Annotated in this window: 11 protein-coding genes; 2 read left to right on the forward strand and 9 right to left on the reverse strand. The window is 62.0% G+C overall.

Going from position 1 to position 12809, the window contains the following annotated elements:
• Positions 1–28: 28 nt before the first annotated feature.
• The 6 genes from GL286_RS04310 to GL286_RS04335 form a co-directional block, all read right to left on the reverse strand.
• Positions 29–2227 (reverse strand): FTR1 family iron permease, encoded by a 2199-nt coding sequence (locus tag GL286_RS04310; RefSeq protein WP_155094275.1) that lies wholly within the window; start codon positions 2225–2227, stop codon positions 29–31.
• Positions 2224–3759 carry a multiheme c-type cytochrome gene (locus GL286_RS04315; RefSeq protein ID WP_155094276.1) on the reverse strand — a complete coding sequence of 512 codons (1536 nt, stop codon included), beginning with the start codon at positions 3757–3759 and terminating at the stop codon, positions 2224–2226. The genes GL286_RS04310 and GL286_RS04315 overlap by 4 nt, the downstream gene beginning before the upstream one ends.
• Positions 3756–4169, reverse strand: coding sequence for a hypothetical protein (locus tag GL286_RS04320; RefSeq protein ID WP_155094277.1), 414 nt, complete (start codon positions 4167–4169; stop codon positions 3756–3758). The genes GL286_RS04315 and GL286_RS04320 overlap by 4 nt, the downstream gene beginning before the upstream one ends.
• 92 nt (positions 4170–4261) lie before the next feature.
• A complete protein-coding gene (locus GL286_RS04325) occupies positions 4262–5302 on the reverse strand; it encodes an imelysin family protein (RefSeq protein WP_155094278.1) in 1041 nt (346 codons plus the stop codon).
• Between the two features lie 157 nt (positions 5303–5459).
• Positions 5460–6926, reverse strand: a complete 1467-nt coding sequence (locus GL286_RS04330) for an NAD-dependent succinate-semialdehyde dehydrogenase (protein ID WP_155094279.1) — start codon at positions 6924–6926, stop codon at positions 5460–5462.
• Positions 6926–8203 carry a 4-aminobutyrate--2-oxoglutarate transaminase gene (locus GL286_RS04335; RefSeq protein ID WP_155094280.1) on the reverse strand — a complete coding sequence of 426 codons (1278 nt, stop codon included), beginning with the start codon at positions 8201–8203 and terminating at the stop codon, positions 6926–6928. Before GL286_RS04335 ends, GL286_RS04330 begins: the two co-directional genes overlap by 1 nt.
• A gap of 144 nt (positions 8204–8347) precedes the next feature.
• Between GL286_RS04335 and GL286_RS04340 the strand changes: the two genes are divergently transcribed.
• A complete protein-coding gene (locus tag GL286_RS04340) occupies positions 8348–8920 on the forward strand; it encodes a cupin domain-containing protein (RefSeq protein ID WP_155094281.1) in 573 nt (190 codons plus the stop codon).
• A 47-nt stretch (positions 8921–8967) separates the two neighbouring features.
• Here the strand turns inward: GL286_RS04340 and GL286_RS04345 are convergent, their stop codons facing one another.
• The 3 genes from GL286_RS04345 to GL286_RS04355 all read right to left on the reverse strand — a co-directional run bounded on the left by GL286_RS04345 (position 8968) and on the right by GL286_RS04355 (position 11697).
• Entirely contained in the window at positions 8968–9606 is a 639-nt protein-coding gene (locus GL286_RS04345) for a DUF502 domain-containing protein (protein ID WP_155094282.1), read from the reverse strand.
• A 302-nt stretch (positions 9607–9908) separates the two neighbouring features.
• A complete protein-coding gene (locus GL286_RS04350; protein ID WP_155094283.1) occupies positions 9909–11303 on the reverse strand; it encodes an NAD(P)/FAD-dependent oxidoreductase in 1395 nt (464 codons plus the stop codon).
• 34 nt (positions 11304–11337) lie between these two features.
• Complete coding sequence (locus GL286_RS04355; protein WP_170295032.1) at positions 11338–11697, reverse strand: cupin domain-containing protein; 360 nt, start codon at positions 11695–11697, stop codon at positions 11338–11340.
• Positions 11698–11800: 103 nt separating this feature from the next.
• Between GL286_RS04355 and GL286_RS04360 the strand changes: the two genes are divergently transcribed.
• Positions 11801–12712, forward strand: a complete 912-nt coding sequence (locus GL286_RS04360) for a LysR family transcriptional regulator (RefSeq protein ID WP_155094285.1) — start codon at positions 11801–11803, stop codon at positions 12710–12712.
• The last annotated feature ends 97 nt before the right edge of the window (positions 12713–12809 follow it).

The raw sequence follows: 12809 nt of genomic DNA on the forward strand, positions 1-12809 counted from the left end.
CCCGCGCGATTGACGGGGACCGAGCGGGTTACGTTCGGGCGGCGACAGCCCCTTGCCGCGCAAGTGCCGTTCCAAGAAATAGCAAGATCACCAGCCCTTGCAGGAACAGCGGTTCGGCCACAGGGAACAGGCCGAACCAAAGCTGCAGCCAGTCGCGGTCGGGGAACCAACTGACCGGAGTCGCACTGACCAATGCGGCGGTTTGAAGCCCTCGGATGCCCGCGCCGACCAGCATGACGGCCAAGACCGCCAGCAGAACCGAGGTCACGCGGAAAAACATCGCCAGCGGCAATCTGCGACCCGAGGCCAGCACCAGCCAACCAGCGCCAAGCACGGCCAGCGCGCCAAGAAGCAGCCCCAGCAAGACCGGTCCGGCTGCTGCATCGACGAGCAGCGCCTCGTAGAACAGGACCGTCTCGAAGCCTTCGCGGAAGACGACCAGAAACGCGAGCAGCGCGACAGTTCCGACAGTAACCGATCCGGCCAGTTTGCGGCGCAGTGCGGCGACATGCCCCCCCTTGGCCGTAAGTCCCAGAACCAGCCAGATCAGCACGGCCGCAGCCAGAAGAGCCGTCCCGCCTTCAAGCGCCTCGCGCGACAGGGTCGAGACCGTGATCAACCAGCGCGCCGCCGCCCACAGCGCAAAGCTGCCGATCAGGGCAAGCCCGATGCCAAGGCCGACCGGACCTCGGAAACGGGCAGGGTCGGCCCCTTCGGCACGCAGGGCGGCCAACAGGGCGGCAAGGATAAGCACCGCTTCAAGCCCTTCACGGAAGATGATCCCTCCGGATTGAAGAACCGCGCCAAATGCGGAAATCGGCGTCTCGATCCGCGTGCGGGCGTCGTTGAGATCGGCCTTGATGCCATCTAACTCGGTGGACAAGGCATCGATCGGCGCGTGTTGAGCAACAAGACGGCCCAGACCCGGACGCGCGGCAGTCCCCTCCCAGAAGCGGGCTTCCATACGCAGCGCCATCGAGGGCGCGCGGGGCACCAGCCGTTGTTCGATATCAGGGTCGAACCATGAATAGGCTTCAAGGCGTTTCAACTCCGCCTCGGCCCAATCGCCATTTCTGGCGACGATCAGCAACTCATCCAAAGCGGCGGGCAGGGCGTCCAGCGCAGCGGCGTAACCGCCCTGCGCAACCTCGGCCCCGAACGTTGCGTCGATCAGCGCAAGGGCCTGCGTTACCAAAGCTTCGACTCCGTCGCCCCGCTTCTGCATGATTGCTTTCATCTCGTCCAGCAATCGGGCCAAGTGTTCGGAATCGGCTAACGTTTCGAACTGGGACGCGAGATCGCCATAAAGCATTGCAGCGCGGTCCCGGAACATCAGGGCCTCGCTATATTCCAGATGCTGGCTGATCTCGCCGTTACGGACACCGTTCTTGTATTCTTCCCAGACAAGGGCGGTGAAGCGGCGTAGTAGGCGGGCGCGGCGCAGGGTTTCTTCGGGCGACAACTTGACCGGCGCGTATCCCGACATCTGAGCACTGAGCGCGACGACGGCTGAAGGGTCGGATCTGGCGCGTGTCAGGTCGCGCTGCAAACTGGCGAATGCGTCAGGTCCAAGCCGAGCGGTCATGTTCGACGACAGATATGCGACAAGCCCTTCTGCCCGCCCTATATCGCCCGCATACTGGATCATGTGACCCGCCGCAGCGTCTTCGCTGGCCCGTGACAGAGCCAGCCGCAATTCGGAAGCAGCGACGGTCAGAAGTTCGGCCTCGACCGTGTCATGGGCGGCTTGCTGATCAAGCTGCCCATCGGCCAAGGCCTTGAGCGCCAGCACCGCCGAGGTGTCACGCGAGGCACGGGAGTAGTCGCGAATGTTCATCCAGTTCTGTGCGTCAGACGCATTTCCGGCCAGAACGGCGGCCAAAGCCTGATCGCGGGCGGCGGCCATGACTGCCGCCCAGACCCTTTGACGCTCTCGGGCGACATTTGCCGCGTCCTGCTGGCGCACGGCGGCGGCATAATCGGCAAGTGCCTTGTCAGCGGCATTCCCGTCGGGTCCGAGTTTAGGGGTCGCGCCTTGCCACGCTGCCTCTATCCGCGCCAACCTTTCGCGGATTTCCGCATCCCGATCCGGATTGGGTGTGCGATAGAACAACCGCTCGATCCGGCCTGTCTCGACACGTAGGGTTTCCGCGGCGTCCCAAGGTGTTTCAGCCCGAGAGGGCAAAGCGAACGCAAGCAGCAGGGCGATAGTCGCTAGAAATCTCAAGGCTGGATATCCGTCAGATCAGCTGAAAGCTCGGCGAGGGCAAAGGCGGGGATCGCGATTTCGCGCCGGAGGTTGCTATAAAGCAGGTCGGGCAGCGCGACGCGGTAAAGGAGGCGCGCTTTCAGGTGCAGATTGCCGCCGGTCTGGCCATTGAGCGGGATATCGTATGTGGCGATATCCTCGCCCTTGGCGGGGATGGGACGGCGAAGCCAAACGACTTCGGCGGTCTGGAAGGTGAGGTGGTCTGGGATGCGCTGGCCCTTGCTGTCCTTGAAATGTTCGATCCATGCGACGGTTTCGGATGTGTCCGGCCCATCCGAGCGGTAGACCACATTCCCCGCCGCATCGGTCAGTGTCAGGTCAAGCCACATATGTTTCTGGTCGTTCACACCGGTCGGAAGGTTGTGGCCTGCACCAAGGTTCCGGACGGCTATTTCCAGATGCAGCTTGCCACCTTGGGGTTCGGATTTGCGCAGTTCCAGCCCTGCGGCGGTGCGTAGAAAGGCGGCTGTCTGGCGCGCTTGTTCGTTCAGCGTTTTCTGGTTCATCTCGCGGTCGACACCGGGCAGGGCCCCACCGCGCAAAACGTCCAGCGTGTCGCCAAGTCCGGTATCCGTGAGCAGATGGTTGGCTCCGATAAAACGATGCGAGTAGCGTTGCGGTTTGGCGATGTCGCCGTTTCGCAATGCCATGACCTGAGCGGCGGGATCAGAGGCCATATGGCAGTCCTGACAGGTTATGCCCTGCTGGGCATAGGGGCTGTTTGCCCATTCAAGAAAGGTCGATTGCGCGGTCTGCGGGGTTTTGGCCTTCGACATCGAATGATCGTAGATCTCGATATGGCAAGCGCCGCACAGATCGGCGCTTTTGATCAATGCGGTTGTTTGGGGCGCGGCATATGCCGCCCGATGCGCCTTGGGATTGGCCAGAAGCGCGCCGTCTTTCAGACCGCCCTGATCCTTTTCGGCGCGGGCATAATCCAGGGTGATCGCCGCATTGCCTTTTTCCGGCTCGGCATGGATCGCGGTGTGGCAGGTGATGCAATTGACCCCTTCGGTCAAGGCGTCGGCGGGCTGGACCGAGACAAAGCGGTTCACGCGTCCGGTCAGCATTTCCGCCGGTGCATGGCATCCTTCGCAAAATCGACCCTGCTCGGGGTTGCGCACACTGTCAGTATTGGCGTCGACGGTGGCCTCGTAGATCAGGTCGCGGTCTGCAATGGCGTGCAGAGATCCGGCCCATTCGTGAAACTCCTGCTGGTGACAATACCCGCATTCTGCAGCCGAAGGCAGACGCGCCGGATCGCTGAATTTGCCTGAGGCGGATTTCAGTTGCGATGGCCAGAACAGGCGATCCGCGCCCGAGTCGTCCGGTCCGAAGGGAAGGCGATAAAAGGGAACGTCGGTGCTGGCGATGCCGATTGGTGCGGGCTGCGGGGTCAAGACCGCATAGGCCGCCAGCGCGGCCAGCAATAGAACTACCGCCCCGGCCATTGGGACAAGGTGATAGCGCAGCTGGGATTTGATCCTCATTTTCTGGACCTAGCCCAGTGCCGCATGGCCAGATGCAGGATCAGACCGGACGGGACGGTCCAGGCCCCCCAGAAATGCAGAAAGGATAGCATTGCGGTGATTTCACCGGGCGGAAACCACAGCGTTCCGGCCTGCCAGAGCAAGGCGGGAACGCTCATCGCCAGCCCTGTCGCCAAGACCAGCAACATCACCGCCAGTAGCATCCACGATATGACGGTAAAGCTGCGGCGGCGGCTATGCGCTAGCCCCGATGGGACGTGACGCATCAGCCAAGGCAGCAGCGCGGCAATCATCATCAGGCCGACGATGATATGTACCCAAAGCACCACGCCGCTTTCCGGCGAAAGCCAGATATATAGCCCCGAGGTGAATAACCCTGCAAGCCCGCAGCTTTGCAGGGCTGACCGCAAACTTCCTCCCCTTGGGTGCGAGGGGGAGCGGATCTGTGCGGATCTGAGGCGGGCCTGGCTTGCGGCTTGTCCCATGATTGCCCCGTTCGTTCCTAGCCCTTGATATCGACCCCGTGCTTCGCGGCGGCTTGTAGCACCTGCGCGACAATCCGTTCCGCAATGTCCTGTGCTTCGCTGCCAAGCGCGTCCGCTTCCTCCGAGGTGAACTTGTTGCCAGCGACCTCGCGTTCGTGCGTCTCGCTGACCAGTGCGATCAACTCGTCAAAGCCCTTGGTGATCGAGCCGTCCAGAGCCGCGTCATCGGTTCCGACCACTGGCGAGATGGCAGAGTTATACATGCGCTGGCAGCCGCCCATGATGCCCAGAACGTCGATGAGACGGCTGCGGGCGACAAAGGCATCGCCCTCGCCGCCAAGGAACTGCGACTCTTTCCACTCGCCGAAATAGTCTCCGACGGTCGGGGTCATGGTCACGACGGCGGTAAAGGCGTCGTCGCGGTTCGGCTTCCACGCAGCCATGTCGGTTTCCAAGGCTTTCGACCAATCGACCATGCCCTTGGCGGCACCGACGGCCAGATTGGCGTCGAACAACGCCTCGCCGCTGCCGATCTTGCCGTCGCCGTTCAGATCGGCCTCAAGTTTGATATGGGTCGCATCGGTCCCCCAGAACAGCGGTTCGGTGATCGAGTGGAACAGGCTTCCGGGACGGGACAGAACCGTGCCGTCGGGCAGGGTCAGATCGTATTCGGCGACGTCCTCCTCCTCGGTCCCCGGATTTCCGGCATCAAGGATCAGGTCGTATTTCGCGGTCGAGGGGATGCCCGCGACGATGCCTTCGATAGTCTCGTATTCGTTCGAGGCGGCCAGCCAATTGTCGCGCATTGCAGTTACGGCCTCGGCCAGCTTCGGGCCATCGGCCTCCCACGCGGCCTTGTAGTCGCCGCCATGCGCGGCGACCAGCGCGGCATAGGCCTCGGCCGAGCCTTGCATCTTCTGGGCATTGGCGACCAGAGCGGCGTTGTGTTCCAGCGTAAAGGCCTTGACCTGTGCCAACCCCTCGCTTTCGGTTGCGGCAAAGCCGGGCTGGGCGGCCAGCAAAAGAATAGGGGTCAGCGAAAGCAACGTGCAGCGCATGGTCGAGGGCTCCTGTCTCGAACGTTTCCGCGAGACTCGGCCCACGGAAAGGACTCACTGGGACTCTCTTATAACCCGACCATTTTTGTTGCAATTGGAATGCGGCGTCGCGTTAACGAAGAACGGCCGAGCATCGCTGCCCGGCCGCTTTTTCGGTTCAGACCGAAAGGCACATGTACTTGATCTCAAGATAGTCATCGAGACCGTAATGGCTGCCCTCGCGGCCAAGGCCGGATTGCTTGACGCCGCCGAAGGGCGCGACCTCGGTCGAGATCAGGCCTGTGTTGACGCCGACCATGCCGGTTTCCAGCGCCTCGGCCACGCGCCAGACGCGGCTGAGGTCGCGGGCGTAGAAATAGCCTGCAAGGCCGAACTCGCTGGCGTTCGCCAGTGCGATCGCCTCTTCCTCGGTCTCGAAGCGATAGATCGGGGCGACGGGACCGAAGGTCTCCTCGCGCGATATCTTCATCTCGGGCTTCATGCCGGTCAGGACGGTCGGGTGGAAGAAGGTTCCGCCCAACTCGTGACGCGCGCCGCCAGTGGCGACGGTCGCGCCGTTGGCCACGGCGTCCGCGATGTGATCCTCGACCTTGGCCAGAGCCGCGGTATTGATCAGGGGCCCGACCTGCACCGGATCGGTCAGGCCATTTCCGACGGACATTGCCGCGACGCGGGCCGCCAGCTTCTCGGCGAAGGCATCATAGACGCCCGACTGGACGTAGATGCGGTTCGCGCAGACGCAGGTCTGGCCGTTATTGCGGAACTTGGCGACCATCGCGCCCTCAACCGCCGCGTCGATATCGGCGTCGTCAAAAACGATGAAGGGAGCGTTGCCGCCCAGTTCCAGCGACAGCTTCTTGATCGTCTCGGCACCCTGACGCATCAGGATCTTGCCGACGCGGGTCGAGCCGGTGAACGAGATCTTGGCGACTTTCGGGTTCGCGCAAAGCTCGGCACCCATGCCCGCCGCATCAAGGCCCGGCACGATGTTCAGGACGCCCGCCGGAATGCCCGCACGCTCTGCCAAGACGCCCAGAGCCAGCGCCGAAAGCGGCGTCAGTTCCGAGGGGCGCGCGACCATGGTGCAGCCCGCCGCCAGTGCCGGAGCGATCTTGCGCGCCAGCATGGCATTGGGGAAGTTCCACGGCGTGATCGCGCCGACGACGCCCACCGGCTGCTTCAGCACGATGATGCGCTTGTCGGGCATATGGCCCGGAATGGTGTCGCCATAGACGCGCTTGGCCTCTTCGGCGAACCATTCGATATAGGCGGCACCATAAGCGATCTCGCCCTTGGCCTCGGCCAGCGGCTTGCCCATCTCGGCGGTCAGGATGATCGCCAGATCTTCGACATTCGCCAAAATCAGGTCATGCCAGCGGCGCAGGACCGCGCCGCGATCCTTGCCGGTGCGGGCAGCCCAAGGCTTTTGCGCGGCATGGGCGGCGTCGATGGCGGCCGACAATTCGGCCACCCCCATATTCGCGACCTGAGCCAGTTCCTCGCCCGTCGCCGGGTTCAGAACGGCAAAGACCTTGTCGCCCTTGTAGCGCGCGCCGTTGAAATAGGCGCTGCCGGTCAGGAGGCTCGGGTCTTTCAGGCTAAGTCCGTGCTTGTTGTCCAGCATCATGCGGCCTTTGCAGCGGTGATGGATTCCTCGAGGATATCCAACGCTTCGGCGAAGTGGCCTTCGTCGATGGTCAGCGGCGCTAGGAAGCGGATGACGTTGCCGTTCACGCCGCAGGTCAGCAGGATCAGCTTGCGCTCAAGTGCCTCGGTGCGGATGCGGTTCACGAGGTCCGCGTTCGGCGCCTTGCCGTCGGCGGTGGTGAACTCGGCAGCGACCATGAAGCCCGGGCCGCGCACTTCGGCCAGTTCCGGCGTGGTGGCGCGGATCGATTCCAGACGCTGACGCAGACGCGAACCCAGCTCATTGGCGCGGTCGCAGAGGTTTTCTTCCTCGATCACGTCCAGAACTGCGTGAGCTGCCGCGATGCCCAGCGGGTTGCCGCCATAGGTGCCGCCGAGGCCGCCGGGGTTCGCCGCATCCATGATCTCGGCGCGGCCGGTGACGGCTGCCAGCGGCAGACCGCCCGCCAGACCTTTGGCCATCGTGACCAGATCGGCAGCAATACCGTGCTGCTCCATCGCGAACAGCGTGCCGGTGCGGGCGAAGCCGGTCTGGATTTCGTCGGCGATCATCACGATGCCGTGCTTGTCGCAAAGCTCGCGGACGGCGCGGACGAACTCGGTCGGGGCCGGGTTGAAGCCGCCTTCGCCCTGGACCGGCTCGAAGATGATCGCGGCAACGCGCGACGGATCGAGGTCGGCTTTGAACAGCTTCTCGATGCCCGCCATCGCGTCCTCGGTCGATTGGCCGTAAAGCGCGATCGGGAAGGGGACGTGGAAGACATCGGGCATCATCGCGCCGAAACCGGCCTTGTAGGGCTGGACCTTGCCGGTCAGCGACATACCCATGAAGGTACGGCCGTGGAAGCCGCCGCCAAAGGCGATGACGGCATTGCGGCCCGTATGGGCGCGGGCGATCTTGATCGCGTTTTCAACGGCTTCGGCACCGGTGGTGACGAAAGTGGTGCGCTTGTCGAAATCGCCGGGGACCAGCGCGTTCAGGCGCTCGCCAAGGGCGATGTAGTTTTCATATGGAAGAACTTGGTGGCAGGTATGGGTGAAAGCCTCGACTTGGGTCTTCACGGCTTCCATAATCTTCGGGTGGCAGTGGCCGGTATTGACGACCGCGATGCCGGCGGCGAAGTCGATATAGCGGGTGCCTTCGACATCCCAGACCTCGGCGTTGCGGGCTTTGGCCGCATAGATCTGGGTCTGCATGCCAACGCCACGGGCGATGGTGGTCTGGCGACGAGCGGCGATTTCGGCGTTGAGCATGTGATGCCTCCTGAAAGGTCCGGGGCGTTGAATTTGGCCCGGTTGTCATCGCAGATGCCCTGTTCAAAATGGTTTTGACAGTCTAATTCTTTCATGACGCAAAGCGTTGAAATTTATCGTGTCAATGTCAGACTGTTAACGATCATGAACGACCTAAACACCGAACTGGGCGATCTGCGTCTGGGCGAGCGGCTGCGAATCCTGCGCGAGCGCGCGGGCCTGTCGCAACGCGGGCTGGCGAAGCGCGCCAATGTCACCAATGCAACCATCTCGCTGGTCGAGGCGGATAAGATGAACCCCTCGGTCGGGGCGCTGCGGCGCATCCTTGACGGCATCCCTGTCAGCCTTTCCGAGTTCTTCGCCTTCGAGCCCGAGCCCGAGCAGGTGATCTTTTATCAGGCCTCGGACCTGCCAGAAATCGGCAAGGGGAAACTGTCCTTGAAGCGGGTCGGCAACTGCCAATTCGGCCGCGCCATGACCATCCTGCACGAACGCTACGAGCCGGGCGCGGATACCGGCCGCGTCATGTATCAGCATGAGGGCGAGGAGGGCGGCGTCGTCATCTCGGGCCGGATCGAGGTCACCGTGGGCGAGGAACGTCGCATCCTTGGCCCCGGCGACGCCTATTACTTCGACAGCCGCAACCCGCACCGGTTCCGGCAGGTCGGCGCCGAGTCTTGCGTCATTGTCAGCGCCTGCACCCCGCCGACATTTTGATGGGAAAAGCCTGAACACCGCGCGGTTTGTGCGCTGGCTGTTTACACCTACGCGCGGTCAAGCCCCCGTCCCAGACGTCGCATGCTTTGCATGACCTCGAGCGGCGTCAGGTCGGTTGGCTCTACCCGATCCCATTTGACAATGGCGACACTGCCCGATGTCGCCGAAGGTGCGCCGGGCAAGAACAGGACGGCGGTATCGGCGCGTTTTTCGACCACGAAGGCCGGGCAGGAATAGTCGTCAAAGTGCACCATGACGACTTCCACAGCGTTGCTTGTGGCGAGATTCCGGTCTCCGTCCACGTAGTCGTCAAGCATTTGCCGCAAGATCGTATATGGCGGAAAACGGCTGAGCAGCGTGGATTCTAGCCATTCGAAGGTCCGTCGGCCCGGTCCGCTTCGCGCGAATATTCCCGCAAGAAATGCGATGCCGATAAGCACGGCGACCGAGAAGACCAGCGGCCAGAAATTCGACGTCGATTGCGGAAAGATCAACTCATGCAGCTTTTGGCCAATGGGCTTTGCTGTCGCATACAGTCTGCCGACGACTAGCAGGACGATTCCGAACGGCAGCAGGAATACAAGACCGCCGACGACTGTCGCTCTGATGAACAGGGCGAAGTTGCGAATAGCACGCTGGTTCTTGGGCATGATCAGACTTGCGAAGGTACGGTCGGTGCGGCGCAACTTGCATCGGCTTTTGCAGCCCGATGGTTCCCGACGGGGGCGGGGCGGTTCGGGGGTGCGACTGTCATGCGTTGGCTCCAGACTTGCGACGATTGCAGCCAACACGTTTCGTCGTTGATCCGCAAGCGGCGAGACCGGAGTGTGGCGGGAAGACAGCCGAAGGCCCGCCATGACGGACATGATCGCTGCGCGGGCATGACCGGCGCAGCGGCTGACCTTGATCGAGATTCCTTAACTATTCGGGAATGACCGCGATCTAGGAGAGACTAAATTGTTTCCGATCATTCCGCAGTTCGGTCGGCTCAGGACAGCGGGAAACCGAGCTTGCCGACCATCGACAGCCATGGCCTGCGCCAACCACCCTTGGAATCCGCGCCGTCCAGCGCGGTCATGGTGATTTGCGCGCCAATCGCGCGGAACGGCTCGGGGGGAATCCAGTTCGGTTCAGTCGCGGCGAACTCCATTTGGGTTTCCGGCAGGTCCAAGCCGTTCAGCTTCGCCAACCCGACCCGAGCGCCGAACCGGCTGGCCGAGACCCCGAAACCTGAATAGCCGCCCGCGTAGATGGCCTTGCCGCCGTAATAGCTTTGGAAATGCACCGCCATGCGTGTCGTCAGCGCGATCGGACCGCTCCACGCATGCGAGAAACGGATACCCTCAAGCTGCGGGAAAGTGGCAAAAAAGGCTTCGGCCAGTTTGCCGTAAGGCTCGGGCGTGCGGTCCAGTGCAGGGTCGCGCGGACTGTTTGCGAAATAACCCAGACGACCGCCGAACAGGATGCGGTTATCAGGAGTCAGGCGCATGTAGTTCAACTGCGTCCGCGTATCGTAGACGCCCTGCCGGTTGGCCCAGCCAATGGCAGCCATTTGCACGGGTGTCAGTGGCTCGGTCGTCAGGATCCGGTCGCGCACCATTGCCACGCGCGAGCGGATGCGTTTATGGCCGGAAGCAAAGGCGTTGGTGCATAGCATGACGCGCGGCGCACGCACCTGACCGTCACGCGTCTTGATCAGCAGGGTTTGCCCCTGATCGTCGATGCTTTGCATCGGTGACAATTCATGCAACCGGACGCCAAGCGCGATCGCCGCTCGGCGCAGTCCCCATGCGAGACGGGCCGGATGCACGATGCCGCTTTTCTTGCGCGACCAAATCGCGCCTTCGAACAGCGGGGAGTTCAGCTGGGCGCGCGTTCCGGCTGCGTCCAGCAACTCGACGTCATGGCCATGCGCGCGGTGCAGGTCGTATTCTTCCTGCACGGCGGGCAGACCGTCTTTCGAGACCGCGACCGTCATCTCGCCCGACCATTCCAGATCGGCCTCGATGCCATGCCGCGCGATGGTGTCACTGAAACCGGCCATATTGTCATGGCCTAGAGCTTCCAGCGTTTGCAGATCGTTCGGGAAGATGCGTTGCGCATTCCCCAACCCGTGCATCACCGAGGTCGAGACGATGCCGCCGGGACGACCGGAAGCGCCATGTGCGATCCGGTCGGCCTCGATCAGCACGACGTCGCAGGCAGGATCGGCCTCTTTCGCCTGAATGGCGGCCCACAGACCGGTAAACCCTCCACCGATGACCACCAGATCGGCTTTGGTCGAGCCGATCAGTGGCGTCGCGGGCGCGGGGGCGTCCGGACGATCCAGCCAGAAGGGAAAGAATGTCGTGTCGGCAAGGGCTTTGTCGGCGCGGGTCTGCATCTGGGTTCTCGGTGTTGGTGGGGATGTGGTGGGATCAGTCCTCGATCAGGACGTAGATTTTGCGCAGGGTTTCCAGAACTTCGAAACGACCTTCGAAGCCGCTGGTCAGGACGTAGTTGTCGCCGGGGCCGAATTCCTGAACCGAACCGTCCTTGTCGGTGATCGCGACGCGACCCGACAGGACGGTCGTGTATTCGGTCATGTTCGGATAGGCGAGGATCTCGGCATAGGGGGTGCATTCCCACGTGCCGATGGTGACCTTGCCAGAACCGAAATGAACGGCGCCTTTTTCAATGGCCTCGCCCGAGATGACGGCTTCGGCGGGAACTGCCGAGCATGCGCTGAGATCTTCGCTCGAGACGCCGTCACGGTTGATGCGGATAATGTTCGACATGTCTTCCTCGTGGGTATTGACGTTTTGCCGCGCTGATAAGGGATAGACTTCGGCAGACAAATCCTCGAAGGCCAATCGAAACATTTGGTGAGGTGAATGAACGATGAAGATCTCGGGATCTGATCTGCACCTGTTCAAGGTCTTTGACAGCGTTGTGCGCAACAATGGCCTGTCTGCGGCACAGGTCGAGTTGTCATTGAGCCAGCCGACGATTTCCAACCATTTGACCGCGCTCGAGCAACGTTTGGGCGTCAAATTATGCGAGCGGGGACGGCGCGGGTTCGCTTTGACGGACAAGGGGCGTGTCGTCCATGAAATCGGCCTGGAGGTGTTAGCGGGGCTGGAAGCCCAGTCGCGCCGACTAAGCCAGTTGCGCGGAGCATTGACCGGAATCGTGCGGGTGGGGATCGTCGATTGCGTGGCCTCGGATGCGAACTGCCGCTTATCGTCTGTTCTTGCCCGTGTCGCGCGCGACGCGCCCATGATCGAGATCGAACTGGGCATCATGCGCCCCGGAGATATCAGCGCGGGTCTTGCCAAAAGCTCGCTGGATATCGGTATTGGCGGCTTTGACTCTCGTTTGGGTGTGCTGAACTATGCACTGCTTTATGAAGAGGAGAACCTGCTTTATTGCGCACAGGGTAACCCGCTTTTCGGTTTGTCCGATAGCGATATCGACCGTGATCTCAGCTATGCGCAGCCTTGGGTCCATCGCGGCTATTGGGGCGGGCGCAGGCAGTTGAGTTTTCAGCGGATCGACGCCGACCGGATCGTCTATGACATCGAGGCGCAGTTGCTGATGATCCTATCGGGCGCCTATGTCGGGCTATTGCCGCGACATCTGGCCGAAAGCGCACCCTATGCCGGACGGCTGCGGCGCTTGCCGGTTCAGGACGATGATTATATGGCCAAAATCGAGGTCGCGACCCGTGGCGGAAAATTGGCCAAAAGCATCACCTATGTCCGCGATTTGCTGGCGACCGAGCACGAGCAACATTTGCAGCAATCAATCTGAGCGTTGTTTCCAGCTTATGTGACGTCCGTATACCGTCGAATACAGTCCCTTGGATAATACCAAAAACAGGGGGAAATCATGTCCAGCCTTACTAACA

This window comes from Paracoccus aestuariivivens, from assembly GCF_009711225.1.
GTDB classification, from domain to species: domain Bacteria; phylum Pseudomonadota; class Alphaproteobacteria; order Rhodobacterales; family Rhodobacteraceae; genus Paracoccus; species Paracoccus aestuariivivens.

Coding starts and splice junctions, on each gene's coding strand:
- GL286_RS04315 (WP_155094276.1), bottom strand. CDS start 3,759: ATGAGGATCAAATCCCAGCTGCGCTATCACCTTGTCCCAATGGCCGGG.
- GL286_RS04325 (WP_155094278.1), bottom strand. CDS start 5,302: ATGCGCTGCACGTTGCTTTCGCTGACCCCTATTCTTTTGCTGGCCGCC.
- GL286_RS04330 (WP_155094279.1), bottom strand. CDS start 6,926: ATGCTGGACAACAAGCACGGACTTAGCCTGAAAGACCCGAGCCTCCTG.
- GL286_RS04335 (WP_155094280.1), bottom strand. CDS start 8,203: ATGCTCAACGCCGAAATCGCCGCTCGTCGCCAGACCACCATCGCCCGT.
- GL286_RS04340 (WP_155094281.1), top strand. CDS start 8,348: ATGAACGACCTAAACACCGAACTGGGCGATCTGCGTCTGGGCGAGCGG.
- GL286_RS04350 (WP_155094283.1), bottom strand. CDS start 11,303: ATGCAGACCCGCGCCGACAAAGCCCTTGCCGACACGACATTCTTTCCC.
- GL286_RS04355 (WP_170295032.1), bottom strand. CDS start 11,697: ATGTCGAACATTATCCGCATCAACCGTGACGGCGTCTCGAGCGAAGAT.
- GL286_RS04360 (WP_155094285.1), top strand. CDS start 11,801: ATGAAGATCTCGGGATCTGATCTGCACCTGTTCAAGGTCTTTGACAGC.